This is a genomic window from Nostoc sp. (assembly GCF_036917555.1).
Classification (GTDB): Bacteria; Cyanobacteriota; Cyanobacteriia; order Cyanobacteriales; family Nostocaceae; genus Nostoc.
Window position 1 is genome coordinate 220,279 of sequence record NZ_JBALDD010000015.1, and the last position, 16,992, is coordinate 237,270.

Genomic DNA, 16,992 nt, shown 5'->3' on the forward strand with positions numbered 1-16,992 from the left:
GCTTACAACTAACAAAGGACAAATGACTAATTTTAAAGAGTGTACATTAAGTCAGCAAAGCCATAGAGGCTGATGATCAGTAATAGGGATGCTGTTAATTGAGTAATTCGTCTTTGGGGTGAGGGGGCGATCGCTTCCCGCACTAAGATAGAAATAGATGCCCCCACTACTAAGCTCAAGCCTAAGATTAAATAGGGCATGTCGGGGAAAATACTGGCTATTGCCAGCATCGCGATCGCTAATAAGAGCATCAATAATTCTACAAACCTGGGCGGGTTGTATTGGCTAGATAGAACAAAGCTGTTGAACCAAAAAGACCAAATTCTCATAGTTAGTGTTGAATTTTGAATGAGGAATTAAAGTTGTTAGTTGTGAGTTAGATACTTAGTGCTAAGTGCTGAATGAGGAATTAAAGTTGTTAGTTATGAAGCAGCTTTTCATTCAAAACTTTTAACTCTTAACTCTTCACCAGAGGCGGAGCGTTTCCGGCTCCGCTCTTAACTTTTAAGCCCTGGCCCCTAATTTTTGACCTGTGCCGTTTTTTTGTGCAGTATCACTTTCTAGTAGTTCGATGCCAAAGACGCGGCTAAAAACTTTGGCGACTTTATAGCCAGAATCAATCGATTCTAAAGGGTCTTTCCGCAGTCTGTGACGCAAGCATAGCGTAATTACGCGATGGATATCATCAACTGTAACTTCAGTGCGTCCTTCATAAGCTGTTAAGGCTTTGGCGGCGCGGTTACTAACAATGTCACCCCGCAAACCATCCACATCCAATTCTGAACAGACTTCAGAAATTTTCACCCGCAAATCGTAGTCAATTTTCACTTCTGGCAAAAGCTGTTGAGCATTGACAATTTGCTCTTGCAATGCTTCTTGCTGGGGTTTGTAGTTTTCGAGAAATACTGGCGGATTTTGGTCAAAATCCGCCCGTTGTTCCACGATTTGCACCCGCAAGGCTGGTTCTTTGACTGTGTGAATTTCAGCGTGCATCCCAAAGCGATCGAGTAGTTGGGGGCGTAGTTCGCCTTCTTCGGGGTTCCCAGAACCCACAAGCACGAAACGCGCTGGGTGACGGATAGAAATACCTTCCCGTTCTACAGTGTTCCATCCACTGGCAGCGGAGTCGAGTAACACGTCTACAAGGTGGTCATCTAGTAAGTTGACTTCATCCACGTAGAGAATGCCTCGGTTAGCCTTTGCCAGCAGTCCCGGTTCAAAAGCTTTGACACCTTCAGATAAAGCTTTCTCGATGTCGATTGTGCCACAAACTCGGTCTTCTGTAGCTCCTAGCGGCAGGTCTACCATTTGGACTTTTTTGTGAGCTACGGGAATTTCCGCCCCTTGTTCTAACAGTTGGCGGACTTCATCGCTCATCAAGTCGGGGTCGCTAGGATCGCTACTGAAGGGGTCATTAGCAACCACAGAAATTTCTGGTAGCAGATCCGCCAGCGCCCGGATAGTTGTGGATTTACCGGTGCCGCGATCGCCCATAATCATTACACCCCCGATTTTGGGGTCAATCACGTTCAATAGCAGCGCCAGTTTCATTTCTTCCTGGCCCACAATTGCCGTAAAAGGAAATACTACGCGACGCGCACTTGCCGTGGATTGAGCAGTTGGACTCACTAAATTACCTTAACAATATTTTTCTTATTACAGTTCTTTATTGTGACACAGGTGGGGCGTGGGGGAATGTGAAGATCGGGGGCAGAGGAGCAGAGGAGAAGTTTTTTTCCCTCCGCACCTTTGCACCTCTGCCTCTTGTACCCAATACCCCATACCAATATCTATTGGGCACAAATGCTTATTAGCTGCGTCAACTATCTTAATTTGTCTGCTTTAGTTTTTCTGGTGCAAAAGTTCCATAAGCAGGGAACGAACAACTACCAACTAATCAATCCTGTAGTAAGCATAAATACTTGTAAACTATATGGTTAGTAGATTCAATTATAAAAACTAGCAATGGCATGTGTGGGTAGTTAATGCATCATTCAAATTTATGAAATCATCTTTTATTGTTCAAAGTTGGCGGCGACTACTCAAGTCTCTTTTTCCGATTCTTATTTTAATATCGTTTGTTACTATATTGTTGGTGGACAGTTTCACCCCTGCCATCGCACAGTTACCCCGTCAGGAAATTCGCGGGGTTTGGATGACCACTAATGATTTTGACACCCTCAAGAATCGAGATAAAGTACAGGATGCGGTGAGTCAATTACGACGGATGAACTTCAACACAATCTATCCTGTGGTGTGGAATTCTGGCTATGTGATGTATCCTAGTGCCCTAGCACAACGTGCAGGTATTCAACCTTTTGTCTACAAAGGTTCAGATGGACATGATATTTTCGCAGACCTGATTACTCAAGCTCATCACCAAGGATTGCTGGTGATTCCCTGGTTTGAGTTTGGTTTCATGGCTCCCCCAACGTCAGAACTAGCAATGAATTACCCAGATTGGTTCACACAAAAGCGGGATGGTAGCCAAACTTCAAACAGTGCAGCTGGTGAGGTGATGTGGCTCAATCCGTTCCTTCCACAGGTGCAACAGTTCATCACCAATCTTGTGCTGGAAACTGTTACCCAATATGATGCCGATGGCATTCAGTTTGACGATCACATGAGTTTGCCCCACGAGTTTGGCTACGACCAATATACAGTTGCTTTGTACACCAAAGAAACAAAGAATCCTCCCCCAAATAATCCCCAAGATGCGGCATGGGTAAAGTGGCGGGCAGATAAAATTACAGCGTTCATGGTAAAACTTAACCAAGCTGTCAAGCAGAGAAAACCCCAGGCGATTTTCTCTGTTTCTCCTAATTACTATGATTTTGCTTACAAGTTTCACTTGCAAGATTGGCTGAGTTGGATACGGCAAAATATTGTGGACGAGTTAATTGTGCAAAATTATCGTCCCGATCTAAAAGGTTTTGTGGCAAATATTTCCCGCGCAGAAATTCAAGAAGCACAACAAAAAATTCCAACTGGAGTTGGCATTATGACAGGGTTACGAAATAACCCAGTTCCTATGCAGCAAATTAAGTCTCAGGTGCGGGCTGCCCAAGAACGCGGTCTAGGCGTAACCTTCTTTTATTATGAAAGTCTTTGGAACGATGCTCTAGAATCTTTAACTGAGCGACAAGCTGGATTTGAAAATCTTTTTCCATCTCCTGCACTCCGCGCCAGAGTTGAATGATATTTCTGTTTAAGATGATGTTAATGAGTTCGTAGTAAGGACTTTAGTCCTTATTTGTTAAGCACTAAAGTGCTTATTACAAACTCTTCATTACTAGCTTGATATAACTTCCTACTTCCCATTCCCTACTCCTAACTCAGCATGGCAATCTTCTACCGAAGTGCGTTGTCGCATGGCACTAACTAAAGTCTCGTAGCTAGACCAATTTTCTTGCAGTAGAGTTTTTGCCTGGAGAGCATGAAACCGCAGTTTCTGCTGATAAACTGATTCAGAAAAGCCTAACATTGTCAAGACTCCTATCAGCTTGCTTTTATCATCAGTTCCACCCTCAGCATTATTAAAAACTAGGGTTTCAGCAGCAATACCCGCCATCCAAACAGTGGAGTAGCGGTCTAGCATTTGGGCGCTGATTTTACCCACTTCTAATTGAGATGCTAATTCGCCATCATCAAAGCTAACGCCGCCTTGGCCAGGTTGCCCCTGTTTCCAGGCTTCCCAAGCGCTGAGTGTGTAGCCGGTAACAGGAATACCCAACAGGTAAGCAACCAAAAAATGCCCTGCTTCATGGTGGACGATGCGATCGCGGTGTTCTTTTGAAAAACCAGCAATCCAATCTACAAAGATAGTACCACCCTTGCCTTGCAGGCTGAAGCTATCTAATGTCGCTATGCCTAAGATGGTAAAGGTAGCAAGTGCTGGTACTGCCGGTGATAAGTTGAAGAATGGCCCTAGCAGTACCGATAGGGTTATGAGAAAGATAGATATTGCAACTAAATTTAGGCTAGTTTGGCTCATTGAGAGTTTTTTGAATGCAGCTTAATCTTTCTACATTATGAGGCGAGCGCACAGCTTTTGTATCAAACTAGTTGTAGCGATCGCCTAATTTTTTCATCTTACACCTAATTAAATTACTGGCTTAATAACGGATGTTTTCTCTATCACTAGAATGATGGCTGCTTTTCAAGTCGCAGACATAATGTGACCTTAGTAGGTATAAAATATCAAACAGGAGATGAATGTGGCTGAACAATTTAAAAAAGGCGATCGCGTTGAATGGAACACTTCACAAGGCAAGACAACTGGCAAAGTAATAAAGAAGCTCACTTCACCTACAGATATTAAAGAACACCATATTGCTGCAAGTGAAGATAACCCTGAGTACTTAGTTGAAAGTGATCAGACAGGAAAACAAGCTGCTCACAAGCCTGATGCTCTTAAGAAAGTAGAGGAGTAATGCTTAGTCATGAGTAAAGATGTTAAAGCGGTGATTAACGAGTTTCATCAAGTTGTCAATATGACACCTAAGGAACTAGAGTCTTGGCTAGATACGGATGAGTCACAAACTGTCGGGCAAAAGGATGGCGACGATGAGTCAATCGGCCATAAATCTGGACGGCGTATCATCCAGCTATTGCAGAGTAAGGATGATTATACCAACGATGACTTTTTGCACATGAAGAAAGTTATTAGTTACGTCCATCGTCATATTGCACAAAAGCCATCGGGTGATTTGGAACACACACGCTGGTGCTATTCTTTGAAAAATTGGGGACACGATCCATTCAAGTAAAGTACCTTATAGCCCGCCATTTAGGTGGGCAAATTCCTGCGATCGCCCTAAGTACAGTTTTGCGTAAAAGCATAGCATTTTTAATGTAGGGGGATGCATTAGCATTGCAGAGGGATGCATTAGCATTGCAGAGGGATGCATTGGCATTGCAGAGGGATGCATTGGCATTGGAGGGGGACGCATTAACATTACAGGGGGATGCATTGGCATTGCAACGTATTGCCTTTCATTAATTCGCTACGAATTAATGAAATGCTGTACTAAGTGTTTACGCCGCAGAAACCACACAAAAACAGGTTTTTACAGCCGGATTTTAACTCCATATAGCAAAACCAGCCGATCCTGCCAAACTGGTAGCTGCGATCGTAGACTCACAAAAAATCAAGAGGTTAACACTCGCTCGCGTGGTGCGCGGAACGCAGCACCAGCGTGAAAAGAAAATTATTCTTGCAGACGAGCAATTACACAGTGCATAACTTTAATTTCATTAACAATTCGCTCCAGTTCTGTGGAGAGCGGAGTTTGTTCTTGAACGGCTTGTAATGTGGGAGTTAAAGTGTTGGAATTAGTAGCAATTTCTGATAACCGAGCAGTATGTAGCTGTTGGATTTGGTTGTGAATTGCTTCGAGATAGCTATCTAGCGCTGGTAATGGTTGGGGTGGCTGTCCCTGCCCAAGGGCATCTGCTAAGTTTTCCAAAACTTGGACAATGGTATCGGCAAGTCGCTTAAGTTCAGTAAATTGGTACTCGCCGCTAAATTCCCACAGATGTTCTGCCAAAGTTGTTACCGAACTGAAAAAGCCACGAATATATGTCATCAGCGTCATTACAGGTTCAATTTCTCCCTGAATGTGACGAGGTTCGCTGAACAATCGTTGAGCTGCAGCGTTAGCGTTGACGTTTTCTAGTGCTGCTTGGTGGCGTAGCATATTGATAGAATCAGCAAACGCATTATGTTCTGGATGGAGATAGTTAGCTATTACCTGTTGAAAGTAAGCAAGATTAGCTCGAATTGTCTTTTCCAGTTGTGCAGGAAGTTGCTGTCGTTCCCAACGAGGGAAAAGCAAATAGCTACCAAGCAGTGCTAAGGCACCCCCAGCAAAGCTATCGAAGATCCGCAATACTCCAACCTGCCAGCCACCTGCACTAATAATGTTGAGTAGCAATATGATGGCGGGAGTGAGTAGTATTGTGAATATACTGTAGCTTAACGGTCGCACTGACATCGCAACAAACACAAGCACCAAGAAACAAACTGCGATCGCCAATTGATTCTTAACTAGTAAAATCAGAGCAATACCGATAATTCCACCTAAAATAGTACCGATGACTCTTTGGACTGTTGTCTGTGACGTTCCGCCAAAGTTAGGTTTAAGTGCAACTAAAGCTGTGAGCGTTATCCAGTAGCCTCTAGGTAGTTGGAATAGCGAGGCAAGTAATTCCGCAAACGTTGTTATTAGTGCCAGACGCAACGCATGACGAAAGAGGACTGAATCAAAAGTGAAATTATTTCGCAGCGTATCAATAATTGTAGAAGACTCTGGTTGGGCTGGGGGGGAAATATCTCGCTGGGCAATGCTGTTACGCAGTTTTCCTTGGCTTAAATCTGTAACAATCTCTGCATCAGTATGAATTTGCTCTGCCAGCTTTGTCAGACTGGCTGTAATCTTCCCAAGGTTAACTAGATCGGAATATTCATCTGTCTGAGCAGTGATGGTTTGATTGAGGACTTGAGAGCGCAGAACTTGTCTTTGGTGTTCTAATGCTTCAATACTTCGATCCAGATCCCCTAAGTGAGGTGAGCTTTTTCCTTTAGCGATCGCTTCTGATAACATTTGCAGAGCAATTGCCAACTGTTGCATAACTTGCTGAATTTCTGGCTGTAACCGAGAAAATAATTGATGTTCGGATGCGATCGCTAACAGTTCGTTCAGTGCGACAACAGAATTGACAATTTGATTTATATCCTCAATTAATACGAGTAACTGATTTCCCCGCAGGTTAGCTCCTCTTTGCCTAGTCCAGATAGTTGTCCAGACGCTACGGGCAGATGTCAAGTTCTGAATAACTGTATCCTGAGCTTGCAAAAATCGCTGTTCCCACTCCTGACGATCCTTTGGATTTAATGCTCTGTGACCTGCCAAGTCTACAAAATTGCTTAATGAGAAATAACAGTTAGCGACTATCTGCATTGCAGGTACATAAGGACGCACTACCCACAGTCCTAATGACAGGACAGTTGTCCATGTTCCACCAGCCAGACATAGCCCACAGTGTTGAATCAGAGTAGGCAAATTAGAAAATGAAGCGAATCTAGCCAGCGCAATCACAAACATAATCGAAGTAATCAAGCTGACAGATGCAGCCACGTTGCCATAGAGATTTGCTAAACCTGTGATAAATATTACCAAGAATGTCGTCGGGACAGCTAACCAGAGATGACTGCTAACCAGACTTGCGATTAGGAACATCACAGTTACTCCAATCGTAGCTGCGATCATCGCAATCGCTCGCTGACGGTAGGCTCCGTCAACATTTACCATCCCAACGAACCAAGCTGCCATAGTGGCGATCGCACTTTCAGCAGCATGACCTGTAATGATTCCAATTCCAATTGGAACACCCAGTATAAAAAGGCTACGCAATCCAGAGGAGAGGGCGGGTTTACCTGGCTGGAGTTGAAACTGCTGTAACAACCAACCCAGAGGACGTTTATCTGTAAATGACATTATGAGACTGGCGACTATAACAAAGCGCGATCGCTTCTTACAGCATTTTAGCCAGATATAACAGCGTGGAGGATGTCTATAATATGTCTTTTCAAGTCATTGAGTTGCTTAATTTTTGCTATTGCTGGTACATTTACTGTGAATGACTTCCAACCCATTCTGTACTTGCTCAAGTTCTTGGCACTTTTGGTAAATCCACATCTTTTGTGCCTCACGTTGTTCCAGAGTTTCGTTGTGAGCTTTTTCCTGCTGTTCAAGAAGATTTTCGTAAAGTGCGATTGCTTGTGCGATTACAGCAGAAAACGATTAAATTTTGCTTTCAAAAATTGAACTAATATATTAGTTTATTTGCTCTGTTATTTTATCTTGTGATTCTGCAAATTTTGCTAACCCTGCTTTTTCTTTAATGTTTTTTGGGTGAGTGTATCATCTTCATCAATTCACCATCGTCAGGAGCAAGCTGAGAGAACCGCTTTCTACTGAGCAATAGATTAAGGCTTCAACGAACAATCTTCATCGTGTGCACCCCGCGCGTGACCGGAACGGAGTAATTTGTCTTGACCAGTTCGACGCGCTGCGGCTCGGTGCGGCTTTCAACGAGCCGCCAAAAATCTATCGAACCACCCTTTTGCTGTTGGTCGAAATCGGTGAAGTTAGTGACGGCAAGATAGCGACTGGAGTTGTCGAACACTGGTGTTTCTGGCAATACGCCGTCGAACGCGAAATCGCCGATGCGGTTTAAGAAACCGTTTTCGGAATCGAGCCGCAGCAGCGTCAGCGACGAGAAGAATTCTTGACGCGGATCGTTTGGGGCAAACGTGCTGTTTTCAAGATTGGTCGTCACGATCCATCGTCCGTCGGGACTGATGTTTAAGCCTTCAGGGATAAAACCCGTGCTGGCTCGCGCAATCATCCGGTGAATAGGCGCACCGTCCGCCGCTGTATCCGCCGCGAGTCGGATGCTCTGCACCGAGCCGCGCGGCGAAAAGAAATACGAGCCAGGACCGGTGATGGCAGCTCCAGTGTAAGCCGAGTTGATGATGGCGCAGCGTCCGTTCGGAGTAAAACGCATCTGAAACGGATTGAATTCTATCTGAATCGTATTGCCCCAAGGCGCGAGCGTGATGCCGCTTCCGTTATCGCTTACTCGAACGAATGAGAGAGTCGGCTTTGTCTCGTTGACCAGCGCGAGAATGTTCTCTGTCGGGTGAAACTCGACGTGCGATAGCGAATCGCCCGCCGTCCAGCCAGGAATCTGCGGCACGAGCGGCGCACTCAGTTTGCCATTTTGGAAACGGTAAACGGCGAGCGGTGTCATTTTGCCGTCGCCACCCGGTCTGTATGAAACGGCGACGAGCGTACCGTTGTAGTTGATCGCCACCGCTATCAGCTGCCGAAAGCCTTCGATTTGCTGACTGACGCGCGGACGGTCGGGGTTGGACAAGTCAACGACTGTGATTGTGCGCCCTAAAGGAAGGTCTTTGAGCTTTTGATCTGACCTGCCTGCCGTGCGCTGTCCGAGTGTTTCGATGACGACGGCGTATTTGCCGTTGGGCGTGACAGCGAGAGCCGAGGGAGGACCCGTGACCGAATTGCTGGCAGGAATTTCGATCGCTTTGAGTTCGCGCACCGGTCTGTCCAGGCGAATGACCGAAAGCGCGTCCGCCCCGTCCACCGCACCGAGATTGCCGTCAATATACGCCGAAGGAACCATATCTGCGTCCGACACCGAGACGAGCAGGCGACCTTTAAAATCGAATCCCGGATCGGCGGCGCTTTCCTGACCGACAACTACAAAGGTCGCGGCAAAGAGCAGCCAAGCAGCGCAATTTATCAAATTCACCAGTTTCATATTTTCCTCACCGTCTAATCTCATCCTACAAAAGCTGCGCCGAAATTTTCGCGAGATTTTTCAGTGTAGCAGAACCGCCAGAACAATTACTATATGAGAGTTTAGCCGAAAAATCTCATTTCTATTCGCTTCGTGACCAGTTGTTATTTCTATTTGAGTTGAGCTACGTCGAGAGTACGAATTTTATATTAGTGAACAAGCTGTAATTACTAGTTATAAAACATTAGTTACATCCAATTTACAACAGGCATCAGACCTAACTGTTGGTAATCTTTATTACTATTTTAAGGTGAGAGAAAAATCTAAAAATGAAACAGAGTTAGTTTTAGCCAACTAAAACACTTAAGTAGAACGGCGTAAATATTTGTAGTATTGTATATTAGGGGTCTAAACACATTGTTTATCTATTTCTAACCTAGTTCCAAACTTGTCACAGCAAAGACGCGATTAATAGGTAAACTAGGAATTTCTTTAGTGTACATCCGAGCAGTTTGAGAGACTGGCTGCAATTGGTAACGTTGAACTAAGTTAATCGCTTGTACATTTGCATCCGGCACATCAAAAAACACTGGAGCATGAGGATTTACTGCAAGCAATGCTTGAAATAATGCTTCAGCAATCTCTTCGTCATTAGCAAACAGTGGCCCAATCCGAAAACCTGTATAAGCAGACCGGATAACTCCGTAACCAACAAGATATCCATTTTTGAGAAACCCGAAAGCAGTACTTTCAGGCTGTTCAATCCAATGTCGCAGAAATACTGAACGCTTAGAAGGAAAAAGTTGGCAATCGTAAGCGACCAATTCTTCAAAAGGCACTGTTTTGAGTTCGACAATACCAGCAGGCACAACACCGCCACCCACCCCTTGATAACGAATATGGTTATAAGCGATTTGGAAGCCAGACTTTTTGTAGTTATCTTGTTGAGCTAGTACACCATCCAAACCGATGTTACGGTCAGCACCTAGATAGTCAATTGCTGTCTTCCAAATTTTCATACCCAACCCCCGCCCACGAAATTGGGGTTTCACAATGTAAAAACCTAGAATACTAAAGTGTTGATCGTAAGCAACAGCAGAAATGCACCCCATCGGCTCACCATTCAACTCGCCTAAGAAAAAACCGTTCTTGTCAGTTTGATAAAAAGATTCAGCATCATACCTTCCTGGATTCCAACCTTCGCTTGCTGCCCAAGTAATCGCCAAATCAATTTCCGACCTGTTCATTTTGCGGACGATGAAGTTGTCAGGGATCATAATATCTTCTTACTATCAGGCTGTTAACTATTTAACTTCGCCTTCGCAAACCCAGCGATAACTCTTAATATTTTTATACTCATCTTTCGTACAATTACATTCCTTCAGATATAAAATCACTCAAAGACTACTGTTCTATTCCCATATACTAATACACGATTTTGTAAGTGCGATCGCACCGCTCTTGCTAATACAACTCTCTCCAAATCTTTGCCTTTTCTCACCAAATCATCGACTTCATCACGGTGACTAACTCGCACTACATCCTGTTCAATAATTGGGCCTGCATCTAAATCAGCAGTGGCATAATGCGCCGTTGCACCAATAATTTTCACACCACGTTCAAAAGCTCGGTGATATGGATTTGCACCGATAAAAGCTGGTAAAAATGAATGATGAATATTAATAATTTGCGGAAATTGACTGATAAAATTTGCACTAACAATCTGCATATATTTCGCTAATACAACTAAATCTATTTTGTACTGGCGGAGTAATTCTAGTTGTTGGGCTTCTTGTTCTGATTTATTATCTTTATTGATAGGAATATGGTGGAAGTCGATATTAAATTGCTCTGCCACTACCTTTAAATTAGAATGGTTACTAATAATTAAAGGAATTTCAGCAATAAATTCTTTAGCGCGTTGTCGCCAAATTAAGTCAAATAGACAATGGTCTTGCCGACTTACCCAAATAGCAATGCATGGTACTGTATCAGAAAAACGTATTTCCCACTTAGCGCTTAAAGGTTGAGCAATTGCATTAAATGCAGGCGCAATAAACTCTCGCGGTAAATTGAATCCCTCCAACTGCCATTCAATGCGGGTAAGGAATAACCCAGCAGCAAAATCTGTGTGCTGATCTGCATGGATAATATTACCACCGTTAGAATAAATGAAATTGGCAAATTTCGCCACCAGTCCTCGTTGATCGGGGCAGGAAATCAGCAATGTTGCTGTAGGATTTGTCATGGTAATAGCGCCAGATTTGGAATTAATTATTTGCTGTTTGTCGGAGTTGGCTTAGGGATGGTGAGCGGAGGTAGTTTCTGACTATTATCTACAGGTTGCTTCCACTCTGATAGTTCCCGATTTACAGCATTTGCAAAATCTGTAGATACCAACAGCACATTTATATTACCATCAGGTTTCGCAGCAGGGTCAGCTTGAGCATATAATAAACGACCATTAAAGTTAGATTTACCCAAAATAAACTGATGGCTTTGTCGGTTTTTCAGGGTAATATTAATAGTTGCTTGGGGTGGATCTAAGGCAAATTCTCTAAGCTGTTTTACTGGAGTTGATAAAGTGCGCTCGCTATTACCTTTGACTAACAAATCCATTAAATAAGAAACAATAGCGTCATTTGCTGGTCCCGATATTGGAGATTTTATTAACCACTTGGGTTTACTAGAAGATTCAGGGTTACGTTTCAGATTAAGAGTGATTTTGTTTGTATTGACTGTTAAAGACTGCACATCATCTTCTCTAAAAGAGAAAATTTTCTGCTTTTGCTCCTTGATTTCTTCGCGCTGAGTTGCACCCCGAATTTCATAGAAGTAAACAAAACCACCTAAACCCAGCGTTAGCAGTATCAAAATTAAAGTCGTTCTCGGCAATTTCATTTTTTAATCATTGGGCATGGGGCATTGGGCATTGGGCATGGGGAATTAGTGAAGAGTTAATATTTATAACTCCTAACTCCTAACTCACTTCTTACCGTCGTTTCCACCAAATAATAATTGCGATCGCAAACCCAATTAAGGGTAAAAGCAACAGAGATGACAATATTAAAAGATTGGCTTGTGTGGTTGTCAGGGTTATCCGACGGTTTTTCGGTTCTTTGGGACGAATGGAAAGGGGTTGCTGATCCTGTTGACTCAGCCAAGTAACTGAGTTGAGGAATACATCTCCATTTAGTTGCTGTTGAAACAAACCATCAGTGGCGAAATCGGAATTTCCTAAAACTACTAAACGGGACTCGGTGGCTGTTTGAGATGAGGGAGTGGGCGAAGCTTTCCCTTGACTGGTTGGTGATGGTAGGGGTAACGCTTGCAGAGTCTTGGGGGAAGGGGAAGGAGTAGGGCTAGTCTTACTTTGAGTAGTTGGTGATGGTAGAGGTAACGCTTGCGGAGTGTTGGGAGAGGGGAAAGGAGTGGGGCTAGTCTTGCTTTGAGTGGTTGGTGATGGCAGGGGTGAAGGTGTCGGTGCAGCTTGGGGAGTGGAAATAGATTTGGGTGTTTGTTTTCTTGTTAAGGCAACACCCAAGGTTAAAGGCCCTTTCAGGTCTTTATCTGCATTAAACTCCAATTTTTCGCTTTGGAGGTCGCTTTCTGCCCAACTGTTGGGGTAGGGTTTGGTTCGTAGCAGTGGAGTAGCTTGAACACTAGGCACAGAGGTAATTTCCAGTGGTCGGGCAATTGGATAAAAAGAATTACCGTTACCGAAATCTTTGGTAATCGGATGTTGTCCATATTCTGTAACTAAGGGTGCGGCAGGGCCAAGTCCCACGACGCTTTCCCCAGAAATATCTACTGCTAAACGATTATCCAGACGAACACCCCACTCTTGTAGCAAGCTGTTAAGTTTGGGATCGGTATTAGGATCAATCATCAGCAGTAAGTTACCACCGCGATTAAGATATTCTTGCAAAGCTTTGACTTCACCCTCAAACAGTCCTCGTTTGGGACCAGCTACTATTACGACAGCCGCATCTTGAGGAACTTTGGAAGTTTCTCCTAAATTCAACGGTGATGTTGTAAAGTTTTTATCACCTAATCCCTGAACTGCTTGTGATATTGCACCTTTACCAGCCGAAAGTTGGCGTTCACCATGACCTTGGAGTAAGTAAACTTTGGCTGTGGTTGAATTTGTTAGTTGTTGCAGGCGACTAGTTAATCTGATTTCTGACAGGCGCTCATTTTCATTTACTGTCTGTACTAATTGCCGTTTATCACCAGATTCTAGGTAAACTTCTCCATAATCTTTGACGCCAAACTTTTCTGCAAGTCCTGGTCTAGCTTGGGGATCGATATACTCATATTTAAATTTTGAGCTTTGGCGCTGATAATTTTCTAGCAGTTCTCGGTCTTGGGGATTTTGGTTAATATCAAACACCCACACTTTAACTGGCTGTGGTAAAACCCTTACTAATTCACGTGACTGGGGTGCAAGGGTAAATAATTGAGCCTCTGTTAAGTCTGTCCGCAAGTGATAGCGAGTTCCCAAAAAGTTAATGAATCCTAAAATTGCTAATACTGCTAAAGTCGCCACTAGGGCATTAGTCCCAGCTTGGGTAGAACGACGGTTCCACCAGTTACTCTGATAGCTTTGCCATATTATGCCCAATCCACTAATAACAATTCCTGTAATTATAAATGCTAATGGAATTAATCCCCACTGTTCAGAGACTAATCCAACTGTTAAGCCGACAGTAATTAGGAATGGGCCCAACCAAAACAGATATTTCCACAGTTTCTTTTTTGCAACTATCTTCATATTATTAGACTGAAGTGAGGAGTTAGGAGTTTGGAGTTTTAACAAAACACAATTCAGGAGTCAGGAGCCATAATTCAGAATTAATTTAATTACGTATGACTGGTGGATAGCGCAGCGTCTCTCTCATAGAGAGCATCTGAATAAACGGGTTTAAGTCTCCCACTTTCTTGTTCTGAATTCTGTATTCTGTATTCTGGATTCTTCTTCAACTCCTCACTCCTAACTTTTAAAGCCTCGACTCCGCTCGGCTTTAACCCTGAGCGAAGCCGAAGGGTTAACTCATAACTTATATAACTATTGCCTTTGAAAACGCAGTGCATCAATTGATTGAGCTGTGAGAAAGATGCCCAAAAAAATGTAACTGGCAAATAAAATTAAAGCGCTAGTATCCAAAATGCCTTGGATTAAAGTGTTGTAATGTTTCAGCAACGATAGATAACCTAAAGCTTCGCCTACAGGGCCAGGGACAATTTTGGCGATTAAATCAATCAATAACAATAATAAAATTACTGCAAAGGTAAAAACGGCAGACAAAATTGTGCTGTCTGTTAATGAAGAAATAAACATTCCTACAGATAAAATTGCCGCTGCTAGTAAAATTAATCCAAAATGACCGAGCAAGGGAATTGAGGGTGTCATTGGTGGATTTGAGCCGCTGATGGCGATCGCTTCCAACACTAGCATGGGTACAACCATCGTGGTAAAAAATGTGATCACACCTAATAATTTACCTACAGCTACCGCCCAATTGGTGATTGGTGAGGTGGCTAATAGTTCTAAAGTGCCCCGCTTCCGTTCTTCGGCATAGAGTCCCATTGAGAGTATTGGTAGGATAAACAACAATAGCCATCCCATACGATCCAAAAATGCTCGGACAAATTCGTAGGGGACATCTATCGGCGGTACTGGTACTCCTAGTTGTTGACCTTGTGCATCTATTGCCGCGACTCCAACCAAAATGCCATCTGGCCCTAGCAAAATCATCACGAAGAATAACCCGGCGATGAACCAAAATATGCCTGCGATCGCATAAGCTAAAGGTGATACAAAATAACTCTGTAACTCTCGGCGATAAATGGCAATAATATTACTCAGCACTATACCCATTTACGCTGCCTCTCCTTCGTTATCTGCTGCTAAGTCTACCTCAGGATCGAAATTCTTTTCTTCTGTGGTCAGTTGCAAGAATACATCTTCTAAGGTAGCGTTAACCCGCCGCAGTTCATGTAAACCGAATCCTGCACGCACTAATGTTGTAGCAATATCGCGTCCTGGTTCTTTTCCGGGTTGCGATATCACCCGCAGATAAGCGCGATTTTCCTGGGGCTGATGACCTCCGGCTGTGGGAATTGATTCTATCAGACTCACACCCGCAACTTTTTGCAATACCTGTTTCGCTAGAGCGGCTTCTCCTTCTATTTCCAATTCATACCCGGAACCACCTGTCAACTGAGTCATCAGGTTTTCTGGTGTATTAGTTGCCACAACTTTGCCGCGATTGATGATGGCAACGCGGCTACAAGTCATACTCACTTCTGGCAGAATATGCGTGGAAAGAATAATTGTGTGAGTACCAGCGAGACTTTTAATTAAATTCCGCACCTCAATTATTTGCCGGGGATCAAGTCCAACGGTGGGTTCATCCAAAATGATCGCTGGTGGATCGTGAACGATCGCTTGAGCAATTCCTACCCTTTGGCGGTATCCTTTGGAGAGTTTGCGGATAATCACCCGCCGCTTCTCTTCTAAATTGCAGCGTTCGATGGCGGCTGTTACCTTGTTGGGGCGATCGCCTGCTGATACTCCCTTAATTCGGGCGACAAAATGCAAAAAGCTCTCCACCGTCATGTCTGGATACAACGGCGGTGTTTCCGGTAAATAACCAATCCGTTGGCGCACAGCCAGAGAATTTTCATGGACATCATAACCAGCAATCCGGGCATTACCATTGGTTGCTGGTAAATAACCAGCCAGAATCCGCATTGTTGTGGTTTTACCAGCGCCATTGGGACCCAACAACCCTAAAATTTCCCCAGGCTCGACGCTAAAGGTGACATCAGTAATCGCTGGGGTGGAGCCGTATATTTTACTCAGATGTTCAACTTCAATCATCCGTATAGTGGCGATCGCAATTTATAGAATACCCAACAATCTTAGATCACGATATTGGGTATGGGGGACTGGCACTAAGATTAGCCGACAACGGGTAAAGTTCCTGAAAATTGAGCTTCATCTCAGGAGAATAGAAATGTAATTCTTCTTGGAAGCTTCTGCTTCCGTGAGAATACTATGTTATTTGAGGGATCAACGCGAAAATATAGCGGTTCCCATTCAGATGCGGTACAACATTATATTGCAGGGTGTAGGGGCACGGCAGTGCTGTGCCCCTACGGTGTACCTCACGCAAACGAGAAGCGCTATGGGGTTAAAACTCAAAACGGAAATAGGCTATTTCGGGATGCGCGCAGCCCGCACTTCTCTACCAGACGCTGCCTTGCTTCCACGAAGTGGTACGACAAAGCTCAGTGACCACCGTAGGCATCGCACTTTGCACCAGAGGCAGGAATGCGATCGTTATTTGTATATAAAAATTTAATGCACTTGTAGCGTTTGCACTCTGTTGACCATTGTTACAAATGTGCTGACTTAGTTTAGTAGTTGCGTCAACAGGCAATTTAATAGAATATTGAAGGTAAAAATGCGCCTACTGGCTCGTTGTACAGTCCCATACTCATCAATGTCATTGGTCGAACTATGTGCAATCCTCTCTCTAAGCACCAGCGCAATAACTCAGTATTGCGCGTTGGCAAGAGAAATCCTGATTCGGAAATTGCTGTTGCAGCGCTCAGTAATGCTTTGAGGTCTTGATTACTGTATGCAACTGCGTG

The 16,992-nt window shown here is 43.8% G+C and carries 16 protein-coding genes; 5 read left to right on the forward strand and 11 right to left on the reverse strand.

Annotated features, from left to right (window positions below; all coding sequences use genetic code 11):
* Nucleotides 1-32 precede the first annotated feature (32 nt).
* Entirely contained in the window at nt 33-329 is a 297-nt protein-coding gene (locus V7K60_RS06130) for a hypothetical protein (RefSeq protein ID WP_334923797.1), read from the reverse strand.
* A gap of 175 nt (nt 330-504) precedes the next feature.
* The gene (gene bchI, locus V7K60_RS06135) at nt 505-1,629 is read right to left on the reverse strand and encodes a magnesium chelatase ATPase subunit I (protein WP_334923799.1); all 1,125 of its coding nucleotides are present in this window, start codon (nt 1,627-1,629) and stop codon (nt 505-507) included.
* A 373-nt stretch (nt 1,630-2,002) separates the two neighbouring features.
* Between bchI and V7K60_RS06140 the strand changes: the two genes are divergently transcribed.
* Nucleotides 2,003-3,199: a glycoside hydrolase family 10 protein gene (locus V7K60_RS06140; RefSeq protein WP_334923800.1), complete on the forward strand. Its 1,197-nt coding sequence runs from the start codon at nt 2,003-2,005 to the stop codon at nt 3,197-3,199.
* Between the two features lie 111 nt (nt 3,200-3,310).
* Here V7K60_RS06140 and V7K60_RS06145 read toward each other — a convergent pair whose 3' ends face one another.
* On the reverse strand, nt 3,311-3,994 hold the full coding sequence (locus V7K60_RS06145; RefSeq protein ID WP_334923801.1) for an ATP-dependent Zn protease: 684 nt from the start codon (nt 3,992-3,994) through the stop codon (nt 3,311-3,313).
* A 223-nt stretch (nt 3,995-4,217) separates the two neighbouring features.
* Here V7K60_RS06145 and V7K60_RS06150 point away from each other — a divergent pair, with 223 nt between their 5' ends.
* Together V7K60_RS06150 and V7K60_RS06155 are read left to right on the forward strand one after the other, a co-directional pair.
* Nucleotides 4,218-4,433, forward strand: a complete 216-nt coding sequence (locus V7K60_RS06150; protein ID WP_334923802.1) for a DUF2945 domain-containing protein — start codon at nt 4,218-4,220, stop codon at nt 4,431-4,433.
* A 9-nt stretch (nt 4,434-4,442) separates the two neighbouring features.
* Nucleotides 4,443-4,769, forward strand: coding sequence for a DUF3140 domain-containing protein (locus V7K60_RS06155; RefSeq protein ID WP_334923804.1), 327 nt, complete (start codon nt 4,443-4,445; stop codon nt 4,767-4,769).
* 441 nt (nt 4,770-5,210) lie between these two features.
* Here V7K60_RS06155 and V7K60_RS06160 read toward each other — a convergent pair whose 3' ends face one another.
* From V7K60_RS06160 to V7K60_RS06195, 8 genes are all read right to left on the reverse strand, one after another.
* Complete coding sequence (locus V7K60_RS06160) at nt 5,211-7,499, reverse strand: FUSC family protein (protein WP_334923806.1); 2,289 nt, start codon at nt 7,497-7,499, stop codon at nt 5,211-5,213.
* Nucleotides 7,500-7,998: 499 nt separating this feature from the next.
* Nucleotides 7,999-9,351: a hypothetical protein gene (locus V7K60_RS06165; RefSeq protein WP_334923808.1), complete on the reverse strand. Its 1,353-nt coding sequence runs from the start codon at nt 9,349-9,351 to the stop codon at nt 7,999-8,001.
* A gap of 410 nt (nt 9,352-9,761) precedes the next feature.
* Nucleotides 9,762-10,607 (reverse strand): GNAT family N-acetyltransferase, encoded by an 846-nt coding sequence (locus tag V7K60_RS06170; RefSeq protein WP_334923810.1) that lies wholly within the window; start codon nt 10,605-10,607, stop codon nt 9,762-9,764.
* A gap of 116 nt (nt 10,608-10,723) precedes the next feature.
* Entirely contained in the window at nt 10,724-11,578 is an 855-nt protein-coding gene (gene purU / locus V7K60_RS06175; RefSeq protein ID WP_334923812.1) for a formyltetrahydrofolate deformylase, read from the reverse strand.
* Nucleotides 11,579-11,604: 26 nt separating this feature from the next.
* Nucleotides 11,605-12,231 (reverse strand): DUF4340 domain-containing protein, encoded by a 627-nt coding sequence (locus V7K60_RS06180; protein ID WP_334923814.1) that lies wholly within the window; start codon nt 12,229-12,231, stop codon nt 11,605-11,607.
* Between the two features lie 91 nt (nt 12,232-12,322).
* Nucleotides 12,323-14,104: a GldG family protein gene (locus tag V7K60_RS06185; protein ID WP_334923815.1), complete on the reverse strand. Its 1,782-nt coding sequence runs from the start codon at nt 14,102-14,104 to the stop codon at nt 12,323-12,325.
* A 294-nt stretch (nt 14,105-14,398) separates the two neighbouring features.
* Complete coding sequence (locus V7K60_RS06190) at nt 14,399-15,211, reverse strand: ABC transporter permease (RefSeq protein WP_334923817.1); 813 nt, start codon at nt 15,209-15,211, stop codon at nt 14,399-14,401.
* On the reverse strand, nt 15,212-16,216 hold the full coding sequence (locus V7K60_RS06195) for an ABC transporter ATP-binding protein (RefSeq protein ID WP_334923819.1): 1,005 nt from the start codon (nt 16,214-16,216) through the stop codon (nt 15,212-15,214).
* A gap of 307 nt (nt 16,217-16,523) precedes the next feature.
* On the opposite strand from V7K60_RS06195, the gene V7K60_RS06200 reads away from it, so the two are divergent.
* Complete coding sequence (locus tag V7K60_RS06200; protein ID WP_334923821.1) at nt 16,524-16,700, forward strand: hypothetical protein; 177 nt, start codon at nt 16,524-16,526, stop codon at nt 16,698-16,700.
* A 141-nt stretch (nt 16,701-16,841) separates the two neighbouring features.
* On the forward strand, nt 16,842-16,964 hold the full coding sequence (locus tag V7K60_RS35125) for a hypothetical protein (RefSeq protein ID WP_442944346.1): 123 nt from the start codon (nt 16,842-16,844) through the stop codon (nt 16,962-16,964).
* Nucleotides 16,965-16,992 lie beyond the last annotated feature (28 nt).

Bases quoted from the DNA above. Each gene is read 5' to 3' on its own strand.
- V7K60_RS06130 (WP_334923797.1), bottom strand. From the start codon at position 329: ATGAGAATTTGGTCTTTTTGGTTCAACAGCTTTGTTCTATCTAGCCAA.
- V7K60_RS06140 (WP_334923800.1), top strand. From the start codon at position 2,003: ATGAAATCATCTTTTATTGTTCAAAGTTGGCGGCGACTACTCAAGTCT.
- V7K60_RS06145 (WP_334923801.1), bottom strand. From the start codon at position 3,994: ATGAGCCAAACTAGCCTAAATTTAGTTGCAATATCTATCTTTCTCATA.
- V7K60_RS06155 (WP_334923804.1), top strand. From the start codon at position 4,443: ATGAGTAAAGATGTTAAAGCGGTGATTAACGAGTTTCATCAAGTTGTC.
- V7K60_RS06160 (WP_334923806.1), bottom strand. From the start codon at position 7,499: ATGTCATTTACAGATAAACGTCCTCTGGGTTGGTTGTTACAGCAGTTT.
- V7K60_RS06165 (WP_334923808.1), bottom strand. From the start codon at position 9,351: ATGAAACTGGTGAATTTGATAAATTGCGCTGCTTGGCTGCTCTTTGCC.
- V7K60_RS06170 (WP_334923810.1), bottom strand. From the start codon at position 10,607: ATGATCCCTGACAACTTCATCGTCCGCAAAATGAACAGGTCGGAAATT.
- purU (WP_334923812.1), bottom strand. From the start codon at position 11,578: ATGACAAATCCTACAGCAACATTGCTGATTTCCTGCCCCGATCAACGA.
- V7K60_RS06180 (WP_334923814.1), bottom strand. From the start codon at position 12,231: ATGAAATTGCCGAGAACGACTTTAATTTTGATACTGCTAACGCTGGGT.
- V7K60_RS06185 (WP_334923815.1), bottom strand. From the start codon at position 14,104: ATGAAGATAGTTGCAAAAAAGAAACTGTGGAAATATCTGTTTTGGTTG.
- V7K60_RS06190 (WP_334923817.1), bottom strand. From the start codon at position 15,211: ATGGGTATAGTGCTGAGTAATATTATTGCCATTTATCGCCGAGAGTTA.
- V7K60_RS06195 (WP_334923819.1), bottom strand. From the start codon at position 16,216: ATGATTGAAGTTGAACATCTGAGTAAAATATACGGCTCCACCCCAGCG.
- V7K60_RS06200 (WP_334923821.1), top strand. From the start codon at position 16,524: ATGGGGTTAAAACTCAAAACGGAAATAGGCTATTTCGGGATGCGCGCA.
- V7K60_RS35125 (WP_442944346.1), top strand. From the start codon at position 16,842: ATGTCATTGGTCGAACTATGTGCAATCCTCTCTCTAAGCACCAGCGCA.